The following is a 26,191-nucleotide window of genomic DNA, read 5'->3' as shown; positions in this document are numbered from 1 at the left end:
AATTTTGTAAATTCTGTTTAGCAAAGTCTAACCGATGAAAGGACGAACATTCAAGGTTGAACCGAAAAACAGCCCCGATTCAGGGTGATTTCCTCGCTGGAAACCTGCGGACTCCCCAGTCGGGAGAATCCGCGCAACTATGAATGCTTACGTTCATTTCGCCGCCGACAATGGCAGAAAACTTTGAATTCCGATCTCTTCACGACTGGCAAAGGGTTCACCATAGGCACGATGAATGGTCCAGCCCCAGTAACGGGCCCGGTCTTTGATGTCATCCAGCACTGTCGGATGCTCTTCGGAACGCCCCTGGATCATCTGGCTTTCATAGCAGCGAACCGCCTGCATTTTCTGCTCGATATGCGGAGATATATCAAACACGAAGCTCGGCTTGGGATGAATCCGCAGGTGAATACTCCAGAAATAATAGATCTGGGGCGGCCAGTAGCGTTCCCCCGACATATCGGTTTTGCTGAGTTTCGACCAGAACCGGGCCGCATCCACCAGATGGCTGGCGGCCACGTGGTCGGGATGCACGTCTTCCCAGTACGGGGCGAGAATCACTTTCGGCTGCTGTTCACGAAAGATTTCGGCCAGTTGTCTGCGGGCGGTCAGACTCGATTCCAGACTCCGGTTCGGCAGGTGCAGGTTCTCCCGCCAGTCCAGCTGCAGGACCTCCGTCGAGGCTGCGGTCTCTTTCGCCCGGATCTCGGGACTGCCATAAGGCGTTGGCTCACCATTGGTTAACTCCACAACCCCCACTCGCTGCCCCGCGGCTTTGCAGGCCAGAATTGTGCCTCCCACGCTGATTTCCGCATCATCGGGATGCGGGGCGACCACCAGTACATCTAATTGAGAACCCACGGATACTCCTTAAATAACAGACTCAAACGGCTCCAGACCGGTCTCACGAAAATCAGGCTAGACTTGAAAACCGAAATCCTTAAAATCCCTCGCACTCTCTCTCAATGGGACCCCCGTCCCACTCACAATTCCACATCATTACTATTGTAGACCATCAATCATAACGGTCGAGGCACGCGCTGTCCCTGCCGACGATGATTGTATGGAGGATCCTCTCATGAAATCCTTTGTCCTGGCGTTGATCGCCTGTGGCCCGGTGTTTCTCTTCACCAGCGGCTGCGCTCAGGTGATGCAGCCCATCTCAAAACTGCAGCATGAAACCATGCGTGCCTTCAAGCCCAAGCCTTTCGATTCTGACTGGAGCGGCGAAGATGAAATCGACCAGTGGGGTTATGTGGGGGAAGAAGCCCGCGGCGACCGCCCTCGGGAACGCGATCCCGACCAGTGGTATAAGAAATACGTGATGAGTTCCAAAGCACGCAGCATCGAACGGAACCTTGGTATCGACTGATTCCCCCTGGTCGGAGGCAGCCGGGGGCCGCTGTCTCCCCTGATGCGGGGCGATACTTTTTCTTGCATCTGCTCGATCCATTAATTATATTAAGTTAATACAGGCAGGGCGTTTTCGTCTTGTCTGGAGTGAATTAACTTACCTGCCGTACGCTTCAGAACCGTCGGCTACCGTCAGTCTACATACCGACTGACGGACTGGTATCACCAAACCTGAACCCGCGATGTTTGTTGTACCATTCTCTCTACCTGCGCTCAGTCTGTGAGACGCTCTCCCCGGGTACGACGGCACCGCAAATCCTACCTGAAGGTGCATACCCATGTGGAATCTCTACCTGAGAACCATTTCTCTGGCAGGAATCCTCTTGCTCAGCGCGTACGCTGCGAATGCCGCTCCCCCTGCGGATCCATCCTCGCAGCCCAACACACCCGAGATCGATTTCAACCGGGATATCCGACCGATCCTCTCCAAGAACTGCTTCCACTGTCACGGTCCCGATCCTGAAACCCGCGAAGCCGGCCTGCGTCTGGATGAACGCGCTTCCGCCGTCATGAAACTCGAAAGCGACGCCCATGCGATCGTTCCGGAAAACGCCGTGAAGAGCGAACTCTTTAAACGAATCACAGCCGACGACGAATACACGGTCATGCCGCCCCCCGATGTGGGTGAGAAACTGACCGACGCCCAGATCGCGAAGATCAAAGCCTGGATCGAACAGGGGGCCCCCTATGCCCGGCACTGGTCGTTCATTCCGCCTCAGCGCCCTGCGCTTCCCGCAGTCAAACAGCAGGACTGGCCCGCGAATGCGATAGATCGCTTCATCCTCGCGAAGCTGGAACACGCGGGACTCAAACCGAGCCCTGAAGCCGACCGCTATACACTGATTCGTCGCCTGAGCTTCGATCTGCGGGGGCTGCCTCCGACGCTGGCCGAAGTCGAACAGTTCGTGATTGACAAATCTCCCGATGCCTACGAAAAACTGGTCGACCGCTTCTTAAGCGATCCGGCTTATGGCGAGCGCTGGGCCCGCAAGTGGCTCGACCTGGCCCGCTACGCCGACTCGAAAGGCTACGGCTCCGATCCGCTGCGGATGGAGATCTGGCGTTACCGCGACTGGGTGATCAATGCCTTCAATCAGAACATGCCCTTCGATCAGTTCACCCTCGAACAACTGGCCGGCGACATGCTCCCCAACCCGACACTCGAACAGAAAGTCGCGACCGCCTTCCATCGCAACACAATGACCAACACCGAAGGGGGCACCGACGACGAAGAATTCCGCGTCGCCGCCGTGCGGGACCGTGTCGATACCACGATCCAGGTCTGGATGGGACTCACCATGGGTTGTGCGAAATGTCACACGCATAAATACGACCCCATCACGCAGAAGGAATACTATCAGCTCTACGCGATCTTCAATCAGACCGCCGACAACGATCAGCCAACCGATGCCCCGACTATTGCCGCTCCCACATCGGAGATGTTGCAACAGACCAAACGCATCGAAACCCAAATCGCAACGCTCAACCAGAAACTGAATACCCCCACCAAAGAACTCGCAGCGGCACAGCAGAAGTGGGAAAGCACGCTGCACGCGAAGCCTGACTGGCAGACATTGAAACCGACCAGCGTGACTTCAACAGCGAAGACGACGAAGTTCACGATTCAGGACGACGGTTCGATTCTGGCCTCCGGTCCCGCAGCGAAAGAAAGCTACGCCATCGAAACCGAGATCGATGCCCCCGCATTCAAAGCGCTGCGGCTCGAAGTTCTGCCGGACAAAAGCCTGGCGGCCAGCGGTCCGGGACGAGCCAAAGACGGGAACTTCGTCCTGTCTAATATCAAAGTCGAAATGCAGCCGATCAAAGGCGAAAACAAAGACGCCCCTGCGCAGGGTCAATTCCTGCGGATTGAGCACCAGGGAAAAGCGAAACAGTTTCTCTCGCTGGCCGAGGTGCAAGTCTTCCAGGGAAATAAGAACATCGCCGGCCAGGGAGTCGCCACACAGTCGAGCACCGGTTACTCCGCGCCCGCGAAGCTCGCCATCGATGGCAACACCGACGGCCACTTTTACAACGCAAAGTCCACAACTCACACCAACCAGGAAGTCAAACCCTGGTGGGAGCTCGACCTCAAGTCAGAGACGCCCGTCGAACGCATTCAGATCTGGAACCGTACCGATGGCTCGGGCGATCGGCTGGCGAACTTCAAAGTCAGCCTGCTCGATAAAGATCGCAAGGTGGTCTGGCAGACCATCGTCGCGAACGCACCGAATCCCAGTACCACACTAGCCGTTTCGGATCGGCGGGTCATTCCCCTCAAGCGGGCCCTCGCTTCTCACTCGCAGTCCGGCTTCCCGGTGAGTGCAACGCTGGATCCCAAGAGCGGCAGCAAAACCGGCTGGGGCATCGCTCCTCAGTTTGGTAAGGAGAACAGTGCCTACTTCTTCCCTGATCACGGAACCGCGCAGCCGACGGGCAAACAGCGACTGATCGTCACACTGTCACACAATTACAAAGATCCCCAGTACGCCCTGGGACACTTCCGGCTGTCGTTCACGAAAGAATCCCAGCTCGAGCCCCGGCTCAAAGTGCCCGATGACATTCTGGCGATTGTCGATACCCTCTCCGAAGCCCGTACGCCGGCACAGCGCGACAAGCTGGCCGCGTATTACCGCGGCGTCGCACCACTGCTCAAACCGACGCGGGACGAGATCGCCAAGCTGCAGAAAGCAAAACCGAAATACCCGCAGCTGCCCATCATGGAAGAGCTGCCGACCGACAAGCAGCGAAAAACACACATCATGGTCCGCGGCAGCTTCCTGCAGCCCGGCGACCTGGTCGAACCGGCGCTACTGAGTTCGTTCAACCCGGCTCCCAAAGAAACGCCCAACAACCGCATCGCGGTCGCGAAGTGGCTCACCGATCCAGCCAACCCGCTGACCGCGCGGGTCGCGGTGAACCGTTACTGGTCGCAGCTGTTTGGCGCGGGACTGGTCGTCACCGAAGAAGACTTCGGCACGCAGGGCGAACTCCCCAGTCATCCGCTGCTGCTGGACTGGCTGGCCACCGAATTCGTTGAGAACGGCTGGGACATGAAAGCCCTGCTGAAGACCATCGTGATGTCCAACACCTATCGGCAGGCTTCGACCACAGAGCCGATTCACATTCAGAAAGATCCCAAGAACCGCCTGCTCTCCCGCGGGCCGCGTTTCCGTCTGTCGGCGGAGATGATTCGCGACCAGGCACTGGCCGTCAGTGGTCTGCTGACGAAGAAGCTCGGCGGGCCGTCGGTCTATCCGGTGCAACCCGAGGGCATCTGGCGGGCCGCGTTCAACGGTCAGCGGAACTGGGCCACCAGCAAAGACGCCGATCGTTACCGCCGGGGTCTGTATACCTTCTGGCGGCGCACGGTCCCCTACCCTTCAATGGCAACCTTCGATGCCCCGAGCCGGGAGATCTGTACGATCCGTCGCATCAATACCAACACGCCGCTGCAGGCGATGATTACGATGAACGATCCCGTCTTCATCGAAATCTCGCAGGCCCTGGCTCGACGACTGTATGAAGAAGGGGGAACGACAACGGAGTCCCGCATCAGGTATGGACTCCAGCTCTGTCTGCTCCGTCCGCCGCAACCCGAGCAGGTGCAGCCGCTGCTCGAACTTTATGAATCTGAAAAGGCCTACTATGCAGCCCATCCCGAGGAAGCGAAACAGCTCCTGGAGAACCCGCTGCATCCCCTGCCCCAAGAATACAACCCCGCAGAACTCGCAGCCTGGACCGTGATCGCCAACGTGCTGCTCAACATGGATGGCGTTCTCACGAAAGGATAGACCGATGAATTTGAAACAACAGCAACTGCAGGCGGTAACCCGCCGCCACTTTCTCGCCCAGGGGTCAACCGGCATCGGTTCGATCGCACTGGGAGCGATGCTCGCCGAGAACAACCGTGCCGCCGCCAATAAACCGGATCAGCCGGAAGCGCCGCCATTCCGCCTACCCGCGAAAGCCAAGCATGTGATCTTCCTGCACATGGCCGGTTCGCCTCCACAGCAGGAACTGTTTGACTATAAGCCGGAGCTGGTCAAACGCAATATGCAGCCCTGCCCCGATTCGTTCCTGAAGGGCCGCGGTTTCGCGTTCATCAAGGGACATCCCAAGATGCTGGGAACGCCCTACAAATTCAAACAGTACGGCGAGGGTGGCACCTGGATGAGCGAGCTGCTGCCGAACTTCCAGAAGGTCGCCGACGACGTGGCCGTCATCAAGTCGATGCACACCGATCAGTTCAACCACGCGCCCGCCCAGCTGTTCCTGTATACCGGTGCCCCCCGTTTCGGCGGGGCCTCGATGGGGTCGTGGATCACCTACGGTCTCGGTTCGGAAAACAAAAACCTGCCCGGGTTCATGGTGCTGCTCAGCGGCGGCAGCGATCCGAGTGGGGGGAAGAGCCTGTGGGGAAGCGGCTTTCTGCCGTCCGTCTACCAGGGGGTGCAGTGTCGGACCAGCGGCGACCCGATTCTGTACGTCTCGAACCCGAAAGGGATCAACCGGGAGGTCCGTCGGCGGAGCCTGGATGCACTGAAGAAGCTGAATGAATTCGAGCTCAAGCAGTTCGGCAACCCGGAAACGCTGACCCGCATCAACCAGTACGAGCTCGCGTTCCGCATGCAGATGTCGGTTCCCGAAGCCGTCGATCTGACCAGCGAAACCAAAGCGACGCACGAACTCTACGGCACGACCGGCGGTGCGCCTTCGTTCGCGAACAACTGCCTGCTGGCCCGCCGGATGGTGGAACGGGGCGTGCGGTTCATCCAGCTGTTCGACTACGGCTGGGACATGCACGGCACGAGCAAGGGGAACGACCTGATCACCGCGGTGCCGAACAAGGCCAAAGACATCGACCGCCCGCTGTACGCGTTGATTACCGACCTCAAGCAGCGGGGCCTATTGGATGAAACGCTGATCGTCTGGAGCGGCGAATTCGGCCGCACCTCAATGAACGAAGCCCGCAACGGCTCGACCTTCCTGGGCCGCGACCACCACCCGCACTGCTACACCATCTGGATGGCCGGCGGCGGCATCAAAGGCGGCGTCTCCTACGGCGAAACCGACGAACTCGGCTACTTCGTCACCGAAAAGAAAGCCAGCGTCCGCGATCTGCAGTCAACGATCCTGCATCTGACGGGGTTAGACGCCCGGAAGCTGAAGGTGCCGTACCAGGGGTTAGACCAACGGTTGATTGGCCCGGCGGATGAGGATCATTTGCTGGAGGGGGTGCTGGCTTGATGACAGGGCTTCTGAATCATTCCAGACTGGGAGCTGAAATCACATAACGACGTCTATTTCCGATCAATCGAATGCCGGAGTCGAACATCAATCAAAGCGAAATGGTTTCTGCCAAATCTGGATCGGCTTTGGAAAGATCTCTCCTGCGATCCACGGCTGCCATTGCACTGATCGTGTTCGGAGCAGCCATGGGGTTCGTCTCATTCGAGTTAGTGTCGAACCGATTCGGTAATACCGATACGCTGGGCCTCTTTTTGTTCGGTCTCGCAGGATGCATTTTCGCAACCGGCGTTGCTCTATACTTTCTCCGTCTTCCCCATGCGATATTAGTGGGGATCATTGCCGCCCCTTTGTCGGTTGTACTCCTGTTTGTATTGTTCTGGGTGATGTTATTTACCACAGTATTTCAAAACCGTCATCATCAGGCTTTTGCTGCCAACGGTGTTGCACAGATTCAGCCTGCCCGGCAGATGGACGAACTATTCGATGAGTGCCATCATTACATCACATACAGTAAAGAGAGTCCGTTGTTTAATTCGGTCGCCTACTTTGGTGACCGCTATGAACTGACAATGCAGGTCCCGGTAAACATCAAATCCAAAACGTCTGGATCAGTCACAGGTGAACCGAAATTCTATCTCAATGAGATCGAATCAATCACGGTTTCCTCGTCAGGAGGGGTCAGTACATCCTATTCTCGAGATCTCCATTTCGGCTCAGCGGAATGGCAAACGGTCTTCGAAGCCAAGGGGGACTTCAGTACAATAGGATTTGATATTAATCCAACGGGTGTCGCCAACTTTCAAAAACACGTTGATGCGTCACGGCCTTAAACCAATACGCTATAGTTTTCGCTGTTCTCCATGTGTGGAACTAAGTCTTTTCCAGTTTTGAGGTAGTTCGGATTATCAGTAGGCCCGTTAGCTGGTTGCTCACTGCCGTTGGCGCCAGGCTACCTCATTTCTGAATGAAATTTTAAAGTGGAACAGAACAGTTCAAAGGGGCCAGTCCCCGAACCATCAGCAAAGACGAGAAAAATAGAGTCTCGTCTCTTTTTTCAATGAGACCTTACCTCTCTATTCTCCCAGTTCTGCCACTCAGTTCGACCAAAGGAGACCGACGATGAATCGACACCTCACCTTCGTTATTGCCGCGGTGGTCGCAGGCGCGGCTTCCGTATTCGCGAACGCTGAAGAAGAGACGCGGAAATCAGAGATTGCCTCGTTCGAATCGGTGCAGCAAAACAAGGACTATCGCGTTTCGCTGCTGGGCATCACCAAAGGGATTGCCTTTGTGGATTCGCAAGCGCTGATTGACGAAGGCGGCCGTCCTCCGGGCAACAACGCGGTGCCCTGGATGCGCGTCGTCGCGGTCATCGAAAAACGCACAGACAAAGACGAAACGTGGGGCTTCAGCGCGGAAACGGCGGATGGCAAACCACTGGTCGTCAAAGTCAGAATTGAAGCGAACGGTCGCGTCATCGGAAGTCGCAGCAATGGCATCACCGAAATGGATTGTGATTCTCCGCGGCTGCCCGCTGCCACCTTCCCCGTCGGATTGCCCCAGGATCTGAATGAGCAGCAGTCTAAGGTCTACTCCTTTACCTTATCCGGCAAGTTCCAGCCTGCGGAAACAACTGTGCTGCGTTTTTCCTTCGGCGATGCCAAACACCGTCGCGAACTGGTGTTTGATGATGTCCCACTGCCGTAGGTGGTTGTGCTTAGCTTAGGAATGATTTGCAGTCGGCGATACTTCATTTGGCCGGGTTGGACGCACGGGTGATGAAGGTGTCGTATCAGGGGTTGGATCAGAGATTAATTGGCCCGGCGGATGAAGATCATTTGCTGGAAGGTGTGATGGCTTGAGTTTTATCTATTCAACGTAATTTTGGGGACCGTTGTTCCAACAGTTGAGATCCTCGATAAGCTTTGACTGAGTCTACAGATACTTGAAGTGATTTTTCTAACCTATCTAACAGGGGAGTATACGGGGTACCAGGTGGAGCCAGATCACTAACACGTTCATCCCCATTTATAACATAAACGATGCGAATCACTTCAGGATCGTCTTCCTGGGCCCCAGCATGAATAGCTGAAAGTGATCCACGCGAGCCACCCGCATTACGCGGTCCATACCAACCATGATCTTGATCATCGTTTATCCATGCGGGGTAAGGAAGATTAACAAGATCAAGGACAGCTCTTATCCCATCTCTTAATACATTTATAGCTAATTCTGCTTCTGCTACTGGTGCAAGTAGTGTCTGGCTTGAAACACTTGGCACAACATGCACGTATGCTTTCCTCATGCTATAGACCTTCAGAACTTGCTACCAGATACCTTGTCCCCAATCAACATCTGGTAAGTTCTTATTATCTAACGCCTCCTTAAATCGATTCTTAAATTGATTTCCCAGACCTGATGCCTGTAATGCGTCAGAGCACACGTTTTCGAATGCCGACCAAGCTGTCTGTATCGCCCATCGCACATATGCTCCACGATCCCAATCGTTTTCTGTCCTCCGTGCCAATTCTCGTGCATGCAGGGCGTCAGACCAGACATGATATTGGATTGATTCAATTACTTTGATCATTTGCTAAATTCAATCGCTACCGAAAAGTTTCTATCTTGTTTAATTCATAATCTCCAAGACTCAATCATCCCTAATCGAAGAATCATATTTCTTGTCCCCACATCTTAATGGTCTTATCGTAGTGGGCCTTTGACTTGATATACCAGTCTGGTGGATTACCATGCCAGAGATCACCAACCGGTCCTTTTTCTGCCGCGAAAATAACTTCGTCCAGTGACCGGAGAATTCGATAGTCAACTCCTGCAGTAGCCACAACATAATCTTCATCATCTTGCGCTTTATCTACCGATGTTGGGTTGGACATGGTTTTACTATGCGCGACAAAAGAAGTATTAAAAACAGCCCATCCGGCATAGAAGGCAGCGTAAGAAGAACTGAAGGCGTAGATAGAAATGTGATACGCAACATAAGCAGCATACGAGTAATCTTTTTCTTCCTCATTGGTTTCGTCGTACGCAATACTGGCATATTTCTCAACTGCAGATAAAACTTGTTTCGTTGTGGAATGATATTTCAGTATTTCAACCTGATTATGAAGATTCACCACGGCTTCCTTATATCTTGCAGTGGGATTCCTATTGTTGGTTAACAATGGCTGAACCCGTAAGAAATTTCGTATTGAATACACTGAAATGGAACCATGGGGTAATTTTTCCAGTTTAGTCCACTCAGTTGGCCTGATTCTGAATACAGGTGATTTCATCAATATTTTCCGGATGACTTTGTGACAAGATTTCAGAAACAAAATCATACAACCACTTGTTGCAGATTGTCGATTGATTTTGCAGCAGATATTTGAAGAGACTAATTTTTGTCCCGAGGGTTCGCTCGAAGTTAGAAAAGGGAAATGAAAAGGAGGCAGAACCCGAAAGCACTCAATAGTCATGGGAAATATTTATGAATATCACATTTGGGGATCATGTCCGCGTTTTATCAGCGTCAGAAACTGATGAGAGAGGGCTTGCCGGTAAGTGTGGGCAGGTTTATGGTGAGACGACGCCTTCCGTGACTGGTGTGGAAGTGATTGGTGAAGCCAGAGAAGATTATGCCCTCAATGTGTTCATGGAAGACCTGGACTCTGACTTCTGGTTTGCCCCTGATCTGCTGGAACTGATTGATCATGCAGCTGGTACGGAAATCATAATTGGCAACCGGAAGGCCGTTCGTCGCGCCGATGGCAGTTGGGAAGAGTCTGATAGTTTACCCACCAGAAAGTGGTGGCAATTCTGGCGATAGACCCGCATAATGAGGCACTTCGTACACCCAGAAAGCAGAATGCTGTTTTCTTTCCAGTTAAAAAGATCGTGCCTTAATGCCATCAAATAAAGAACAGCGACGTCTAGCGGCTCAGCGTGAGCGGGAGCGGCGGGCTCAGGAAATTGAGTCACAACTACGGCAGGCGGCGGCGAATGTGAACTGGGGGTCTGCGATGACGCTCCTGGATGGTGAACTTCGCGAGCAGATTATTCGGCTCGGTGGGCTGCCGGCGAAACCGACGGGGCAATCCGCTATTGAAATTCTGACTCAACAGATCAAGTGGCCGGCGGGTACGTTTCGTTCCTCCGAAATCCGTTTCCGTGAACTGTATGCGGGGAGCGGCGCTGCTGAAATGACTGATACTCAAATTCAGGATTCTGTGCTGGTGTGGTGCCATGACTTCGAATTCGCGATGAACGGCAGCTTCTACCCTGACTGGCAAGCTGACTTCACAGCGGTCGACACTGCTCAGTTCGTCCCCTTCGGTGCGGACGCCCATTACTTCTACCTGATTGGTGAGAACCCGCAGGATCCCGCGAACCCGCTGGTTTATTCGGTCGATCATGAAACGACGTTCGAGGAACCTTACAACAGCGAGGGGACGACCGTCCTCAGCCTGCTGGAATTACTGATCGCGAATTGATGAGAGTTTGGAACGGAAAAGGGACAGATCCTGATAATATGCACTCTGCGACTTTCTTAGTGGGACCAGCCAACTGTGCCACCCGTTGCATCCAGAGCTTGAGATACCTACTCAGGATACAGGTGGAAGTTCACTTTAACTTGCCATTAGAAAAGGTCTTCAAGCTTATAAACCTGTGATGGTTTTGATGTCGCAGCAATGAGTACCTCTAAAGCGTCTGCAAGGTTATCCGCAATGTTATGTACCCCCGCATCAGAGAGACTGTAAAAAACACCCTTCTCTGAAAGAACTAAAAGAGCATTGTCTCCCCAAATACTTCCAAGACTGCAAAGTGGTTCTTCCATTTTCTTTTCCCAGGCTATTACCTCTGTCGTCCAATCTGCCATAATAGGATCAAATTCAATTTCTCCTGTCGCATAAACTCGATCAGGATTCAGAGGTGGATTGACTCTAAGACCGCCGAAATTTTCAAGAATTTCAATCGCATCAGGAAAAAATGACATACCTTCTTTTCTAAAATAACTTTGATAGATATCAGTCGAAACTTTTCGGTCAACACTCCATCCGGCGCTTCGTAGTACTTCACCTACGTACTCACTAATAGAATTTATATTCATATTTTTATTTCTTATTTATATTTGAATTTGATATCAATGACACTAAATGAAGTCCTCTGGAAACAGTGAGCGTTCTAAAGAGAGTGTAAACTATCCTGAAGAGAAACGGAAAAGGGTCAGATCCTGATACTATGCACTCTGCGACTTTCTTAGTGGGACCAGCCAACTGTGCCACCCGGATGCGGTGGAGGTTGGTGGCTTTGAACTTTATCAATCGCGGCAGCTGCGACCTCCTGCTCGCTGCGCTCGGATCGAATTGCATTCGATCCCACCCTCTTTCTCTGAAGATTTTTACTAGTCCCGTTTCACGTTTACTCTTTTTTGTTCGCTGCCAGGCGGGCCGACACATGGGTCGGCCCCTACGACTGTTGTGCCCGGATCCACGCTCCGTGCTGTGGTGATGGGCTTTGATTTCATCATAGTGGGACCAGCCCACTGTGCCACCTGTTGAGAACTGAAATGAAGTGGATTGTTCCTCGAGTTAGAAACGTGCGCAGAATTCTGCCGTACCTGTTGTATGGGGCGCTGCTGGGCGGACTCTATGGGATGCTGCATGATCAGATCAGCTATACGATCTCGCGGGAATATTTCACCGATTTCAAATTCCACCAGTTTCGGTATGCGGATTTTCATTTGCCTGAGCGGCTGTATGTGGGCATCATCGGCTTCCTGGCGACCTGGTGGGTGGGCTTATTTTCCGGCTGGTTTCTCGCGCGGATGCGTTTCAACAGTGATGATTTACAAACGGCCCGCCGCGATATTCTGCAGGGGTTCGCGATCATCGCCTGTTGTGCCATGGGTGCGGGTATTCTGGGTGGCGTCGCGGGATACCTGAATTACTATGTCTTTGATTCTCAGGAATTCCTGAGTTTTGAAAGACAGTTTTCCGGAACCACGCTCAAGCGATTTGCGATCGTGGGTACGATTCATATTTTTGGTTACGCAGGCGGACTTGTCGGATTAATTGTTGCAGTCTTCCTGCTGAAACGGAAAATGAAACAGAAGTTGTCCGAGGGTTGAGAGGTGTTGGCTTCAGGTGTGGTGCGAGGTTGGTAGCTTTACCCTGTTTCGAACGTGGCAGCTGTGACCTCCTGCTCGCTGCGCTCGGATCGAATTGCATTCGATCCCACCCTTTCTGGTTGTTTGGCGGGGGGATTTTGCTGGTCCCGCTCGTGGTTTACTCTTTTTCGTTCTCTGCCAGGCGGGCCGACACTTGGGTCGGCCCCCACGACTAATGTGGTTGGAATGGGTTTGGTGTTTGTCGCGTGTTCTGTTTGTTGGGGCTTTCAACCGGGGCTAAGGCCCTGCGGTTCATTTCCTTACTGCGAGGGAAGTGGGAATGTTGTTTGAACCGGTGACTGGAGCGATACCGCTCAAGGGGTGTTGAGGCAACTGCGTGAGTCTCTCGCTCAGATTCCGTTCCAGATGGAGACTTCCAGAAAATCGGAAAGAGTTTGGGCGTCTGCCTGGATCTTTTCGAGGTTGCCGTGATCGACGACGCTGGTGCCGACGCCGTCGCGGAAGCAGGTAAACCAGGCTAGAGATCACCACCTGGAAACGGTAATATGACACCGGGTATCGTCCATGGGCCGCTTTACTTGATACAGGATTATCATGATGGAATATCGCTTTCGAAAAGGCTTTTTATTCGGAGAAGAGACCATCATTATGACAGAGCATTCACTGCAAAGGCTCAATCATCACGGGAAGGTAACCAGGGAGATTCCTTACCAAAAGATCTCTCAAGTGAATACCTACTCTGGCCTGTCAGCTTATGATGAAGAGAAAAAATCGTTCCCGGTAAAAATGGTTCGGATTGTCCCGAACTGGGGGCTGTCCATCAACTTTCAATCCAGCTATTATCTCCGAATGGGATCGAGACAAATGCAGATGGCGAAAAATCAGCTGGAAGCATATCAGGCCTTTTTGGAAGAACTTAAGAATCGGATTCGCACCAGCAACCCAGACGCTGTGCTGCAAACCGGAAACAGAATACTCTCCGTGCTGAGTTACCTGTTCGCCTTATTCTGCCTGGTGTTGTTTTTACTGACACTGGCAGCCCCTGTCTATACTCTGTTTGTCCCCACTCGTTCCCTGCGTGATATCTGGCCTGTTTTAATCGCATTATTGTTCTTCACAGCGATGTTCGGGCGTACTGCGTTTCATATGGGACAGGACTATGCTCCAGAGCGAACGAAACTCTAAGGCTGGAACAGGAGAAAGGTCCTGAACTGGCTCCCTGGTGTGGTGTGAGGTTGGTGGCTTTTCCCTGTATTGAGCGCGGCAGCTGGGACCTCCTGCTCGCTGCGCTCGGATCGAATTGCATTCGATCCCACCCTCTTTCTCGGGAGAGTTTTATTGGCCCATTTGACGTTTACTCTTTTTCGTTCTCTGCCAGGCGGGCCGACACTTGGGTTGGCCCCTACGACTATTGTGGTTGGAATGGCTTTGATATTTGTCGCGTGCTCTGTTTGTTGGGGCTTTCAACCGGGGCTAAGGCCCTGCGGCTAGTGGTCGCTGGTTTTTGTGGGTTTGAGAGTATGGGTTTTCTTTAGCCCTGTCCGCCGGTATTCTTCTTTTTCACATCGCATTCCCGGCGATCCAGGCTGTGGTCCAGGCGTTTTGGAAGTTGAAGCCGCCTGTGATACCGTCTATGTTGAGGATTTCACCGGCGAAATAGAGGCCGGGACAGAGGAGGCTCTGCATCGTGCGGAAATCGACTTCGTTCAGGTCGACGCCGCCGCAGGTCACGAATTCTTCTTTGAAGACCCCTTTGCCCGTGACGTGGAATTCGCCGGCCGTCAGTTCTTTGACGAGGGCCTGCGATCCCTTTCTGGAAAGTTCGGCCCAGCGCACTGGTTGCGGGCCCAGGCTGTGATCGACGAGCGACTTCCATAACCGTTTGGGAAACTGCCAGGGGCTGGCGGCGTCGATGTTTTTCTTCGCCTGCGCTGACTTGAACGCGTTTAACTGTTCGCGTGCCTGGTCGGCACTCGTTCCTGCCAGCCAGTTGATGCGGAGCAAGGCGTTGTAATTCGCCTCAAAGAGTTCGCGGGCTGCCCAGGCAGAAAGTTTCAATACCGCCGGTCCGCTGAGGCCCCAGTGTGTGACGAGGATCGGTCCCGACTGGGTGAAGGTTTTGGTTTTGGTGACCAGTTGGCACTCGACCTGTTCCACCGCGACACCGGGCAGGTCTTTGATGCGCGGATCGTTGACTTTGAACGTAAACAGAGACGGAACGGGGGGCACGATTGTGTGACCGAGGCTACCGGTTAATTCAAAGCCGGCGCGGCTGCCGCCGGTTGTCATCAGGATGCGATCCGCGTTGATTGATTCGCCCGTCTGCAGTGTGACGGTGAAACTGGATTCGTGATGTTCGATCGCGGCGACGTTGGCACGCAGACGAACGACGACGCCCGCGTTTTCCGCTGCGGTCATCAGGCAGTTGACAATGGTGGCGGAATCATCGGTGGTGGGGAACATGCGGCCGTCGGCTTCGGTTTTGGTGGCGACGCCGCGCGACTCGAACCACTCGATCGTGTCGGCCGGTTGAAAGCGGGTGAAGGGACCGCGGAGTGCTTTTCCGCCACGGGGGTAGCTGTTGACCAGGTCGCGGGGTTCGAAGCAGCTGTGCGTTACGTTACAACGACCGCCGCCCGAGATGCGGACTTTCGCCAGGACGGAGGAGGCGGCTTCGAGGATCGTCACCTGGTGACCATTTTCCGCAGCCGCGATCGCCCCGAAGAATCCGGCTGCACCGCCGCCAATCACAATGACTTTCAATGTTCCTCGCCTCTACTCAACCGGGTGATATCGCACGCTTCGACCAGCATTTTCTGGTTTTACCATCAACTGAAGACAAAGAGTCTAGCAGTTCATCCCGCTGATTTCACTCGTGCGGCTTTGCTGTTTCGGGCATTCATGTTGAATCGTCGTTTTCGAGACGTGCGATACGGAACAGACATTCCATTCCCGGTTATTGTTTATCAAATCGAAGGGGGCCATTCCTGAGGATGTCCAACCGGGGCTAAGGCCCTGCGGTTCATTTTTCTTACTGCGTTGGGAAGTGGAAATCCTGTTTCAACGGGTGACTGGAGCAATGCCGCTCAAGGGGGGAAGAAGGAACTGCGTGAAACTCAGGCTTAGATTCCGTTCCGGATCGGGACTTCCAGGAACTCGGCCAGGGTTTGAGCGTCTGCCTGGATCTTTTCGAGGTTGCCGTGATCGACGACGTTGGTGCGGACGCCGTCGCGGGAGATGAGATTCATTTCGTAGCTGTGATACGAACTGTTTTTGCTGTGGATATATTCTTTGATCAACTGGATCGCGTGGATTTCCTGAAAGGGCATCAGCTGTTCGTTTGCGGTGGCGTAGATCAGTTCATCGTCGGAGATTTTGCCTCTCCAGAAACAGTTGTGCTGCTTGTCGAAGACCACCGGCAGTGTGCCGAAGTAGAGCGTCGTGCCGCCGATGATGGCGAAGGCGAGACCGACGCCACCCGGAATGAGGATCTCCGGTACGAATATTTTTTCATTACTGACGATTTGAAAAATTGAGAAAACCAGAGCGGCCATCCCGATTCCAAAGAAGATCAGGTAGAAGCAGATGGCACCCGCTGTCGCACGGAATTCGTAACGCAGCGGGGAGACCTGCACCAGTTTCCGCGTGCAGAAGTTTGCCCCGCCCCCTTTGAGCGGCGACCAGTCTGTTTTTAAAGCGATGGGATCGTCGAATGTTGCGGGATCGAAGGGCTCACTCCCATCCTCTGCCAGGCTTTTGATTTTGTCGATGAGGTTGCGAAACATGGGCAGTGGGCCTTCATGACGGGGGGATCTGATGTCGCGGGTATGATAGCAGCCGAACCTGTGTTTGCCTATGTTTGTCTCAACAGAAAGAGGAAACCAGACTTCGCACCTTTACAGCAGAGTTAACCCATGCTACTTACACAGGGCGTTGCATCTGACATACACTCAAGTAGCGCATTGCAACAGTCGTGTCTACACGCTTCGCACTGGAAAACAGTAGGTGAATTTAACCTGACAGGGGATCTCACAGTCCTTCCCGGGTCAGGCGGAGTTTGCGCCGTTGATGGTCGCCGATGGTGACCAGTTCGTCGGTATATTCCATCAGGCCGAGTGTGCTGAGATCCCGGTAGGCCTCGTCCAGGGCTTCGAGGGGAATGCCCGGGAAGCGTTGAAAGTCGGCTTCGTCGGGCGACTTTCGATGGGAGTTTAAGAGCCGGTGCATGAGGTCGGTGACCTCGGGCAGAAATTCTGTTGGATCATCGTCATTATCATCCCAGTTGTCATCCATGATATTCTCTCCTGCGCGATCGCTGGTCTTCAAGTCCGGATACCTTCTACCCGTATACTGTATCAGGAGACCATCGACACAGATAGCCTTCCTGCAGGTGACCTGAGAAAACTGTGCCCCCGCCTGCACACCCGGGCAGAGGCCTGAAAGCGGTCCTCAGCTCCAGAGCTTCCAGAGGATGGTGATGATCAAGACCACGACAAAGATCAGACAGCCGGGAATCGCGGACTGTTTTTCTGCTTCCACGGGTTTGAAACCGTAATCGACGACCTCGGGCAGGTCCGGTCCTTCTTCTGGCTCGAAGGGGACCAGGTATCCCCGTTGAACCAGTTGCTGGACTGCGCGATTTTCCAACCACTGCAGGTAAGTGAGCATGTCATCCTGGTTGTGAATGGAGACATAGGTGTCTCCCCTGCTGACGATGGTCTGCCGATGTTGTTCCAGTAACTCTTCGAACCTGCACTCGGGATAATACGTCACCACGTTTCCCGGCGTGCGATCGAATCTCTGGCGCCCGGCTTCGCTGGTGATCGTATGCTCTGCGTCGATAAAGGTGTGGAGCCCATTTTCTCCCCAATACGAGGTATCTGCATCCCCGAAAACGATGGGAGCCGCTACCACACACCGGCCGCTTTTGTGCCGGGCCAGAATGCGGACTCCCACCAGTTGTAAATGATCACGATTGCGTCCGTAAAGGTAGCTTTCCAGCAGAGGATCGACGAAGCCCTGCTCTGCAAAGTGATCGAGGATCGGCGTGATCTGAGGCCGCGTTTCTTCCGGGACCTGGTCCAGTTCAATCAGTCGCTCTCGAATGTCCCCTTTGACCATGCTGATCGATGTCTTGACGCTGGCCAGACTGATTTTGAACATGAACCAGACATAAAATGCCAGTAGTACGCGGGGAGACTGCAGCCGGAGCCATTCCCGCAAGGAAAGACGCTCCAGGTGTTCTTCGTAAAATTCCATCGTGCTGCTTTAGCTGTGGGTCTATGTGGCTGGAAAGTGATTCGCGGCTCTGTCCTGTAATAAGTGTAAGCCGTCAAGTGTATACCGTATTAATACATGAGATGAAACCGCTGAGGTGAGCTGTCTTGAGAAAACGGTGAGGTTGGTGTGCCTGCTTCACGCAAACAACATAATCCACGCATACACAAGTTCGTTGACAACAGGGATGTACTCTACTGTCGCGTGTTCTCCCTGTTTTTTCGTTTTTTCGGGAAGCGTCTCATTGTTGTTTGGGAATTTCAACGCAGGCTGCGGTATGATGGGAATCGCTTCGCGCATGCAAACGGACTGAGTATTACCAGCGACGGATTGAATCTCTGCCTGAACCAGAACAGGAAGCAGACATGTCTCTCTCCCCCTTCCTCCGTCAAATCACAGGCAGCCTGGGTACCGCCTGGCGTCCGCTGGTTGCGACCGATCTGCTCTATAAACTGCTGGCGTTTGTGATTTTAACGCCGTTACTGGCGGGGCTGTTTCATTTCCTGCTGGCGATCGCAGGTCAGAGTGTGTTGACCGACGTGGATATCGCGCTGTTTTTTGCCGGTCCGTTCGGCTGGCTGTGTGCAATTATTCTGGGTGCGGTCTGGCTGAGCATTGTCGCACTGGAACAGGCGTCGCTGCTGGCCATCCTGGCGGCCCGACATCGGGGGCAGCAACTGGGAATGCTTGATTCCCTGCGGTTTGCCGCAGGACACGCTGCCGATGTACTGAAAGTGACGGCGAAAATGATTGGCTGGACGTTGCTCAGCCTGGTGCCGTTCCTGCTGATTGCAGGAGTTGTCTACTTCGGTCTGCTGGGTGAATATGACATCAATTTTTATCTCAAAGAACGTCCGACCGAATTCCAGGTCGCCGTCGGCATCGGCGTCGTGCTGGTGCTGATTCTGGCTGTGATTCTGTTCCGACTCTATTCCGGCTGGTTCCTGGCGCTGCCCCTGATTCTGTTTGAGCAGACGCCTCCCGCCCAGGGTTTGCAGGCCAGTCAACAGCTGGTGTCCGGTCAGCGTCGCCCGATCCTGATCTGGCTGGTGACCTGGGTGATCAGCGTGTTGATTCTGAATCTGGTGCTGGTTGCGCTCGTGGGTCTCGCGGGACGGTTCCTGATTCCCACAACGGTCGGCTCCCTGCTGATGCTGGCCACGCGGGTGGGGCTGATGCTGTTTATCCTGTCGGCGAGCAGCCTGATACTGAACCTGTTTGCGACGATTGCCTTCGCGGGTCTGTTATTTCATGGTTATCTGCGCATGCATTCCGCCGCCAGTGCCGCGATCGAGGCCAGCCAGTTGGAAGTGAAGCAGCGCGAAAAACCGCTTTTGACCCCGTCCCGCCTGGCCACGGTAGGCATAATTGGTTTTCTGCTGGCGGCTTTGATCGGATATGTGTCGCTGGAGCGTTCGCTGAATCTCGAAACCGAAACACAGGTGATGGCACATCGAGGTGCCTCCAAAGCGGCTCCCGAAAATACGATGGCCGCATTTCAGGCTGCGATTGACGAGGGTGCCGACTGGATTGAGCTGGACGTGCAGGAATCGTCGGACGGCAAAGTGGTCGTGATTCACGACAGCGATTTCATGAAACTGTCACGTAATCCGCTCAAGGTCTGGGATGCGAAACAGGCTGACCTGGCAGGCATCGACATCGGCAGCTGGCTGGATCCGAAATTCAACGCAGAACGGGTGCCTCTGTTATCCGACGTGCTGCAGTTGTGCAAAGACAAGGTGGGCGTGATTATTGAGCTGAAATACTACGGCCACGATGAGCAGCTGGAGCAGCGGGTGGTGGACATTGTCGAAGCAGCGGGTATGGCCGAGCAGGTGATGATCATGTCGCTCAAGCCGGAGGGTGTGGCGAAGACCAAAGCCCTGCGACCGGACTGGAAGTGCGGTGTCCTGCTCTCCGTCTATGCAGGCAACCTGAAAGAGATTAAAGCGGACTTTCTGGCCGTGAACGCAAACTTCGCCTCACGGAATTTTGTGAAGCGGGCGCATGCAGCGGGGAAAGAGGTCTTTGTGTGGACGGTCGATGACCCGGCCATGATGTCTCAGATGATGAATCGGGGTGTGGATGGATTGCTGACGAACGTCCCCGCGGTGGCGAAGCAGGTGATCCAGGAACGGGAGTCGCTCACCCCTGCAGAACGGCTGCTGGTGGAGGTGGCGCTGTTGTTTCAACAACCGCAGGCAGAGCTGGAGCAGTGACGCTGTGAGTTGTCAAACCGATTTAGTGAAGATGATCATTCAGGAACGTCACACAGTCAGTTACCTGCTCGCTGCGCTTAGCCCGTTTTTTTTTTGCGATCCCACCTTCTGGTTGGACAAGGTAAACAGGGCTCACTTGCTGAGCATTGCTTCCAGAGCGTTGCAGGCGGTGCGTGTGCCGTTTTCCTGCTGCACCTGTGCGGCGACTTTGGCAGCCTGTTGCACACAGGTGGCGTCGTTGAGCAATTTCTGTAAGGCCGTCGCTGCGGTCTTCGCTGTGTAGCGGTGTCTGGGAAGCGTGCGGGCGATGCCGAGACGTCTGACCCGCTCCGCATTGTCCGGCTGATCCCAGGCGACGGGAACCACCAGCATCGGACATCCCGCACGCATGGCGATGCCTGTCGTGCCCACGCCGCCATGATGAACGACGGCAGCCGCGCGTGGAAACAGTCGATCAAACGAGGCATATTCGACAGCTAGCATGTCTGTGGTGAGCTGAGGCATTCGCTTCTGACGTCCTGTATCAGCAATGAATACCGCCCTGATACCGAGCCGCTGTACGCAGGCGATACTCTGTTCATAGAATGAGCCGGCATTAGTCGCAACAGCCGAACCGAGAGTAAATACGACCGGCGGCGGCCCCTGGCCCAGAAAGTGAGTCAATGCAGGGGGCAGACCGACTTTTTCATGACTGTTGAAGACCGGCTGCCCCGTCACAATCGTTTGTGGTGGCCAGTCGGCTTGCTGGTCCGCGAGAAGACGGGAGAACAGCGCCAGCACCAGGGAACGAGAATGACTGTCGACGAGCGGGTTTCCTTCGTGAGTGGGCGGCAACCCCAGTTCGGCCCGCAGTTGATACCATGGTCTGGCCAGCGGGCGGCTGATTCGTTTTCCAAGACCAAATAATGATTTCCAGAAGACCGGACCGAGATTGTGCAGTTTTCGTGAGAGGAATGGTGCGACGTCAAGAACCGGCGGGTCGCAGGCAGAGTAGAATCCCAAGGGGATATGCACCGCTGAGACCCAGGGAATCTGTTCCTGTTCCGCAACCAGTCGCGTGGCATAACAGGCCATCATCGTGACCAGGAGGTCCGCTCTCTGAGCTGCCGCCCGAAGATCCTCGCAGGAATCACGCAGTGCGGGCATGAGAATTTCGCGTCCCACGCGAAGCAGACCGAAACGAGGATGGCTGAACCGGCGCACCTGTGCCTCGTCCCGCAACCAGTCACAGTCAGGACGGACGGGATGAAAGCCGAGTTTCAGGGATTCGACCTGTTGTCTGTAACACGGACAGGTCGCCACAATCACGTCGTGTCCGCGTGACTTGAGCTCCAGAGCGATTGCCAGAAAAGGATGCAGGTCGCCCAGTGATCCCCAGGTTGTCAGAACAATTCGGCTCATCAATGAGATTCCGGCAAACTGAACAGGTCTTTTTCATTATCTCTGATGCCATCAGCTTAACCGTTTTCAGCGGATAACATCAGAGGTAATCGGGGGAAATTGCCAGTAATTATCGGGACGCTATTTTGAAAGAGATTTTACGCAGAGCCGGGCGTCCGCATGAGGCCCGGGGGGAATGCCACGAGACAACCCGAAGTGGCGAGGGTTGCATGGCTGGTGCAGTTTCACGCAGGCGGGGCTTTCCGATGAATGCTTCCGCCGTTATGTTTCCTGTTTTGCCTGCTTCGCATCCAGCATTCGCTGGAACGCAACATGAGTGTGCTGTACCAGTCTGACTTTGATGCAGTGATGGATGATAATAGGGATTCATTCAACCGAAAACCGACCTCGTGGGGCGGCGGTCTGCCGCAAACAGGCGACAGGACCAGTCTGCAAAGGGATTCTGATTTCTGGGACAGGTGGTTCAGAGTGTCGGTTTTGAATTTCTGATTGAGATTGCTGGTCAGTCAAAAGAGCAAGATATTTCTTCTGTTTCAATGTGTCAGACTGAAAAAAGTCTCTGCCTGTCCGGGCCGGCTAGCTCACTGTTTATTGTTCGCCGCATCAGGGCCGACGTCTGTGGGTTTGAGTTGTTTCATGGTGGGTTTGCCGGAGTGGCGGGTGTTTTTGATGGTGATATTTTCCGGGAGCAGCGTACGGGAGCGACTGCCCAGACCGTGGCCGCGGACGATGTCCTTGCCGGCGTTGTCGATCAGTGTGTTATTTTCGATGAGTACATTACGGACCTGGGCGTGCTGATTCAGTTTCGGATTCTCGACGCCGGCACTCAAAGCGATCGCACCGTCGATCCGGTCGCCGACGCCTGCGATGTGGTTCCCGGTGATCTGGTGCCCTTCTCCGATCACGCGAATGCCGCCGGAATGGCGGTCGCCGCTACCCAGGATGAGGTTGTCGCGGACGATGCAGTTATTGCCGTGCCGGAGGGTGAGTGCACCGGCACAGCCGACGATGGTATTGCGTTCGTAAACATTATCGCCTGACTTATTGGAAATGAGTTCGATTTCGCCATCGCAGTTTTCGAACAGATTTTCTGAGACGACACACTGGGCCGATTTCAGTGAGGTTTCACTGGTGCCGATGCGGATGGTTTCGAATCCGTTGCCGTTCCCCCGCGGGCGGTTGAGGAAGTGATTGCGTTCGATGCGGTGCCGGCCGACTTCGCCTTCCTCATCCAGCCAGACGACCAGCGTAGTGCCCGAATGGTTCTGGCCGGCGAAACGACAGTGATCCACGCGGTGATGATGCCCGTCGAGGCTGAGCCACTGATAGCGGGTGTCGATATCGTCCGGGTTATAGGCTTCGATGGTGCAGCGGGTGACCCGATTGTGTGCGCCGCGGATCAGGAGGACGTGTCCGGTCTCCAGGCTCCCGTCCCGGAAGGTCAAACCGTTAAGGATGATGTGTTCGCCATTGAGATTGAACGAGGATGCCCCCGTGAACGCGGCTTCGGAACGCACGGTAATCGGCTGCTCCGGCGTCCCCTTGAGTTTGAGTTTCAGACGGACATCGTGCCAGTCTTTGCCGCCTAGGGTGATGACGTCTCCCGGGCGGGCGGATTTTCTGGCGGAGTCCAGCTCAGCGGGAGTGGCGACGCGGAAGTCTGCGGCTTGAACCAGAGCGGGGCTGGACAGGAGGCAGAGTGTCACGAGGGTGGCTCTGAAGAATTGCGACGGTGGTACACAGAATTGTGTCAGCATGGAGTTCTTTTCGTTTCCCGGTGGTGAGTGGTCGTGAATCGCTGTTATATTATTATAGACGCTGGATGAAACTGGTGGCCAGATACTATTTCAGTAATGGTTTTCGCATGTGTTCTACGAGGCTGTGCTCCAAATCATCGTTGATGATTTGGAAGAACCGGGGCTAACGCCCTGCGGCTAATGGATGCATACAACAGCGATTATCGATCCTGCGTCATTGATGATCTGAGACGCTCAGGGGACTTCTTTTTCCTGAGTCGCTTGGACGCGTTTGAATTTCACGAAGATGTGTTGATTCTCTGCGTTCGAGCTGAAATCAGTGGGTCGGTCTTTGCCGGCAGGCGCGAAGCAGAGTTTGCGGCTTGTTTTGCCGAGTTCATAAATGCCCCGGTAGGTTTTTCCCTGGTCCTGACCGGAGGTTGGCTGAATGTCGATGGTTTTGACGCTTTGGCTGGGATCGATGCTGGTCGTCCCACGACCGACCTCGTTTCCGTCGGAACGCAGACTCCAGGTACCGTCGGCGCCGTTGACGACGGTGAGCTGTTTCACATCTTCCCCCGCTGAACGGTTGCCGTTAATCTCCAGCACCTCGATCTGCCAGGTACCCGCGATCAGATTGCGGTCCTTTTGAATTGCGGCTGCTTTGTTATCGTCGGCGGATACCACCGTGGTTAGTAAAGCAAAAGTCGCGACGGTGACGAAGGTCTTCAGTTTTAACATTGAGCGCTGCATGAGTTCTCTCCCCTGGTGAGATGTTTCTTTTTCGGGATTCCGTTCTGCTGCAACCTTTTATTTTAAATGATTTGCAGGTGAGTCACAAACATTATTAATACCAGGTGATACATTCTACTACGACAGACGCTGACACATGGTTGAAGTGAGAAATCCATGTGCTTAGGATACGGGTTGTCAGCTCGAAACATACATCTGACAGTAAATACACAACATCACGCCAAGCTGAAACCGCATTCAGGACGGGATAACGAAAATGGAAGTGCCTTCCGACAAGATTTATGAGCTGTTCAATTACTGCTACGACCAGGCCAAATCGATGCTGCAGGAGGCGGGTGGGTTCAATCCGTTTGGGGCCCTCCTGACGCCCGCACTCGAATTGAACGCGGTCAGAGCAGACCTGGGAGGAGCGCAGCCTGACCAGAAAGATATCTACCAGGCTTTGGACAAGGCGCTGCAGGAACAGACGCAGAACAACGACATCGTGGCTTCTGCCCTGGCCTGTGATGTAAATATTCCCGAGAAACATGAGCCGCCGTCCAGCGATGGTCTCCGCGTGCATGTGGTCAGCCAGGGGTTATCGCGCTACATCTACGTTCCGTATCGCATGGAGTCTGGTGAGGATGGGAATGACGTGACCTTCTTTGAGCCGTTCACGGTCGACCTGCATCCGCATATCCTGGGAGATCTCACCCAGAATTGAAGACCGGTTGTCATTGGTGTTGCCCGCTCAGGCGCTGATTCTTTCGGGGATCTGTTCGAACGTGTTGCGAATTGCGGCTCTGACCTCTGCCGAGAGACTCTGATCGGAGGCTGCGAGGATCTCCCTGAGGTTTTTGATTTTCGTCGTGCCGAATACGCAGCTTGAGATATCCTGATTGGCGAGCACGTAGGCAAATGCGGCCTGGGCCGGGGTCAGGTTTTCTACTGTGGCGAGGGCTTCCCGCATTGGTTGGGCGTTGCGAGAGAACTGGCGGCCCGTCGATTTGAGCAGTGCCCGGGCCAGGTACCAGAGGTCGGCGGTGCTTTTGAAGGAGCCGATCTTGCCTGCCACGAAGTGCCCCTGGGCAAGCACGGTTCCCGCGACAACCCCGATACCTGCTTCGGCCAGCTTGCGGATGACGGGTTCCCGGTCGAGCTGCAGGACGTTGAAGTCGAGCAGGACCATGTCGAACAGATCGGGATGATCGGCGATATAAAGCAGGTCAGCCGCGGAATGACTGTTCACGCCCAGGCAGCGAAACATGCCCCGTTCTTTCATGGAGCTCAGTCGGTCGATCAGTGCTGGCGTAATCTGGTCCTGAGTGATGCCGTGCAGCTGGAAGATATCGAGGTAATCACAGTTCAGGTTCTGAATCGATTTCGCGCAGGTGGCTTCAATGTAATCGGGTGAGAAATCTTTGCAGGGACGATTGCGGAAAACCAGGGGGGCGGACGGGACGATGGTGCCGGCCTTGGTGGAGAGTACGAACTGAGAGCGGTCGTGCTGCGCGAACAGCGGCTTCAGAATGCGTCCCAGTCGGGGTTCGGCGTGGAAGTGGCAGTAGTTGTGCCCCGTATCAAAGAAGTTGACGCCTGCGTCAAACGCGGTGTGAATGATGTCCGCAGCCTGTCGCTCCGGAAAGCGGGCATTGCCCCAGAATCCGGAACATCCGAGGGAGATTTCCGAAACCGTTAAGTCCGTATTTCCAAGCTTCCTGAATTTCATCATCGACATCCTGATTCGATTGGATTTTTCCGGGACGGGTCACTCAAAAGACTTACGTCCCTGCCCTGCTCTTACACGAACCTGACATGCGGGGAGTTTAGCAGTTTTGTGCAGGTAGTGTGAGAGCGATTTACGGGGAATCTGGCTCTGAATGTTTACCTCGCCGCGCAGGAGCCACTGCGTATGATGAGTGCGTTTTCGAAGGCGGAGAACGTCTAACCGCTGCTGAAAGATTGTTAATTCTGTTTCCCCGGGAGACTTACATGGTATCTGCTTTATCAGGACTCAAAACACACGTGGCTTG

23 protein-coding genes are annotated in these 26,191 nt (G+C 54.3%); 11 read left to right on the top strand and 12 right to left on the bottom strand.

Annotated elements, in window-relative coordinates:
• Window positions 1–153 precede the first annotated feature (153 nt).
• On the bottom strand, window positions 154–861 hold the full coding sequence (gene bshB1 / locus RID21_RS29550) for a bacillithiol biosynthesis deacetylase BshB1 (RefSeq protein WP_350195272.1): 708 nt from the start codon (window positions 859–861) through the stop codon (window positions 154–156).
• Between the two features lie 217 nt (window positions 862–1,078).
• Here bshB1 and RID21_RS29545 point away from each other — a divergent pair, with 217 nt between their 5' ends.
• The 5 genes from RID21_RS29545 to RID21_RS29525 all read left to right on the top strand — a co-directional run bounded on the left by RID21_RS29545 (window position 1,079) and on the right by RID21_RS29525 (window position 8,373).
• Window positions 1,079–1,372, top strand: coding sequence for a hypothetical protein (locus tag RID21_RS29545; protein WP_145441231.1), 294 nt, complete (start codon window positions 1,079–1,081; stop codon window positions 1,370–1,372).
• A gap of 319 nt (window positions 1,373–1,691) precedes the next feature.
• Window positions 1,692–5,207 carry a DUF1553 domain-containing protein gene (locus tag RID21_RS29540; RefSeq protein ID WP_350195270.1) on the top strand — a complete coding sequence of 1,172 codons (3,516 nt, stop codon included), beginning with the start codon at window positions 1,692–1,694 and terminating at the stop codon, window positions 5,205–5,207.
• A 4-nt stretch (window positions 5,208–5,211) separates the two neighbouring features.
• Complete coding sequence (locus RID21_RS29535; protein WP_350195268.1) at window positions 5,212–6,663, top strand: DUF1501 domain-containing protein; 1,452 nt, start codon at window positions 5,212–5,214, stop codon at window positions 6,661–6,663.
• 71 nt (window positions 6,664–6,734) lie between these two features.
• Window positions 6,735–7,496: a hypothetical protein gene (locus tag RID21_RS29530; protein ID WP_350195266.1), complete on the top strand. Its 762-nt coding sequence runs from the start codon at window positions 6,735–6,737 to the stop codon at window positions 7,494–7,496.
• Window positions 7,497–7,785: 289 nt separating this feature from the next.
• Entirely contained in the window at window positions 7,786–8,373 is a 588-nt protein-coding gene (locus RID21_RS29525) for a hypothetical protein (RefSeq protein WP_350195264.1), read from the top strand.
• Window positions 8,374–8,539: 166 nt separating this feature from the next.
• Here the strand turns inward: RID21_RS29525 and RID21_RS29520 are convergent, their stop codons facing one another.
• Complete coding sequence (locus RID21_RS29520) at window positions 8,540–8,956, bottom strand: hypothetical protein (RefSeq protein ID WP_350195262.1); 417 nt, start codon at window positions 8,954–8,956, stop codon at window positions 8,540–8,542.
• Window positions 8,957–9,338: 382 nt separating this feature from the next.
• Window positions 9,339–9,959 carry a hypothetical protein gene (locus tag RID21_RS29515; RefSeq protein ID WP_350195260.1) on the bottom strand — a complete coding sequence of 207 codons (621 nt, stop codon included), beginning with the start codon at window positions 9,957–9,959 and terminating at the stop codon, window positions 9,339–9,341.
• A 194-nt stretch (window positions 9,960–10,153) separates the two neighbouring features.
• On the opposite strand from RID21_RS29515, the gene RID21_RS29510 reads away from it, so the two are divergent.
• Window positions 10,154–10,492, top strand: coding sequence for a hypothetical protein (locus RID21_RS29510; protein ID WP_350195258.1), 339 nt, complete (start codon window positions 10,154–10,156; stop codon window positions 10,490–10,492).
• Window positions 10,493–10,568: 76 nt separating this feature from the next.
• Complete coding sequence (locus RID21_RS29505; RefSeq protein ID WP_350195256.1) at window positions 10,569–11,156, top strand: hypothetical protein; 588 nt, start codon at window positions 10,569–10,571, stop codon at window positions 11,154–11,156.
• 146 nt (window positions 11,157–11,302) lie between these two features.
• Here the strand turns inward: RID21_RS29505 and RID21_RS29500 are convergent, their stop codons facing one another.
• Window positions 11,303–11,773 carry an SUKH-3 domain-containing protein gene (locus RID21_RS29500; RefSeq protein WP_350195254.1) on the bottom strand — a complete coding sequence of 157 codons (471 nt, stop codon included), beginning with the start codon at window positions 11,771–11,773 and terminating at the stop codon, window positions 11,303–11,305.
• Window positions 11,774–12,262: 489 nt separating this feature from the next.
• Between RID21_RS29500 and RID21_RS29495 the strand changes: the two genes are divergently transcribed.
• Both RID21_RS29495 and RID21_RS29490 read left to right on the top strand, forming a co-directional pair.
• Entirely contained in the window at window positions 12,263–12,793 is a 531-nt protein-coding gene (locus RID21_RS29495; protein ID WP_350195252.1) for a hypothetical protein, read from the top strand.
• Window positions 12,794–13,390: 597 nt separating this feature from the next.
• Window positions 13,391–13,978: a hypothetical protein gene (locus RID21_RS29490; protein ID WP_350195250.1), complete on the top strand. Its 588-nt coding sequence runs from the start codon at window positions 13,391–13,393 to the stop codon at window positions 13,976–13,978.
• A gap of 375 nt (window positions 13,979–14,353) precedes the next feature.
• On the opposite strand, the gene RID21_RS29485 is transcribed toward RID21_RS29490, so the two are convergent.
• The 4 genes from RID21_RS29485 to RID21_RS29470 all read right to left on the bottom strand — a co-directional run bounded on the left by RID21_RS29485 (window position 14,354) and on the right by RID21_RS29470 (window position 18,052).
• Entirely contained in the window at window positions 14,354–15,556 is a 1,203-nt protein-coding gene (locus RID21_RS29485; RefSeq protein ID WP_350195248.1) for a BaiN/RdsA family NAD(P)/FAD-dependent oxidoreductase, read from the bottom strand.
• 359 nt (window positions 15,557–15,915) lie between these two features.
• Window positions 15,916–16,578 carry a hypothetical protein gene (locus RID21_RS29480; protein ID WP_350195246.1) on the bottom strand — a complete coding sequence of 221 codons (663 nt, stop codon included), beginning with the start codon at window positions 16,576–16,578 and terminating at the stop codon, window positions 15,916–15,918.
• A gap of 244 nt (window positions 16,579–16,822) precedes the next feature.
• Window positions 16,823–17,086 (bottom strand): hypothetical protein, encoded by a 264-nt coding sequence (locus RID21_RS29475; protein WP_350195244.1) that lies wholly within the window; start codon window positions 17,084–17,086, stop codon window positions 16,823–16,825.
• 156 nt (window positions 17,087–17,242) lie between these two features.
• Window positions 17,243–18,052, bottom strand: coding sequence for a hypothetical protein (locus RID21_RS29470; RefSeq protein WP_350195242.1), 810 nt, complete (start codon window positions 18,050–18,052; stop codon window positions 17,243–17,245).
• Window positions 18,053–18,435: 383 nt separating this feature from the next.
• Here RID21_RS29470 and RID21_RS29465 point away from each other — a divergent pair, with 383 nt between their 5' ends.
• Window positions 18,436–20,289 (top strand): glycerophosphodiester phosphodiesterase family protein, encoded by a 1,854-nt coding sequence (locus tag RID21_RS29465; protein WP_350195240.1) that lies wholly within the window; start codon window positions 18,436–18,438, stop codon window positions 20,287–20,289.
• Window positions 20,290–20,421: 132 nt separating this feature from the next.
• Here RID21_RS29465 and RID21_RS29460 read toward each other — a convergent pair whose 3' ends face one another.
• The 3 genes from RID21_RS29460 to RID21_RS29450 form a co-directional block, all read right to left on the bottom strand.
• Complete coding sequence (locus RID21_RS29460) at window positions 20,422–21,690, bottom strand: glycosyltransferase (protein ID WP_350195238.1); 1,269 nt, start codon at window positions 21,688–21,690, stop codon at window positions 20,422–20,424.
• A gap of 581 nt (window positions 21,691–22,271) precedes the next feature.
• On the bottom strand, window positions 22,272–23,447 hold the full coding sequence (locus RID21_RS29455) for a polysaccharide lyase 6 family protein (protein WP_350195236.1): 1,176 nt from the start codon (window positions 23,445–23,447) through the stop codon (window positions 22,272–22,274).
• 234 nt (window positions 23,448–23,681) lie between these two features.
• Window positions 23,682–24,179 (bottom strand): TIGR03067 domain-containing protein, encoded by a 498-nt coding sequence (locus tag RID21_RS29450; RefSeq protein ID WP_350195234.1) that lies wholly within the window; start codon window positions 24,177–24,179, stop codon window positions 23,682–23,684.
• A 256-nt stretch (window positions 24,180–24,435) separates the two neighbouring features.
• Here RID21_RS29450 and RID21_RS29445 point away from each other — a divergent pair, with 256 nt between their 5' ends.
• Complete coding sequence (locus RID21_RS29445) at window positions 24,436–24,882, top strand: hypothetical protein (protein ID WP_350195232.1); 447 nt, start codon at window positions 24,436–24,438, stop codon at window positions 24,880–24,882.
• A gap of 27 nt (window positions 24,883–24,909) precedes the next feature.
• Here RID21_RS29445 and RID21_RS29440 read toward each other — a convergent pair whose 3' ends face one another.
• Window positions 24,910–25,887: an aldo/keto reductase gene (locus tag RID21_RS29440; RefSeq protein WP_350195230.1), complete on the bottom strand. Its 978-nt coding sequence runs from the start codon at window positions 25,885–25,887 to the stop codon at window positions 24,910–24,912.
• Between the last annotated feature and the right edge of the window lie 304 nt (window positions 25,888–26,191).

The sequence above is a fragment of the Gimesia sp. genome (assembly GCF_040219335.1).
GTDB lineage: Bacteria > Planctomycetota > Planctomycetia > Planctomycetales > Planctomycetaceae > Gimesia.
The sequence above is the reverse complement of the archived record's forward strand: the minus strand, read 5'-3'. Positions and strand labels throughout refer to the sequence as shown.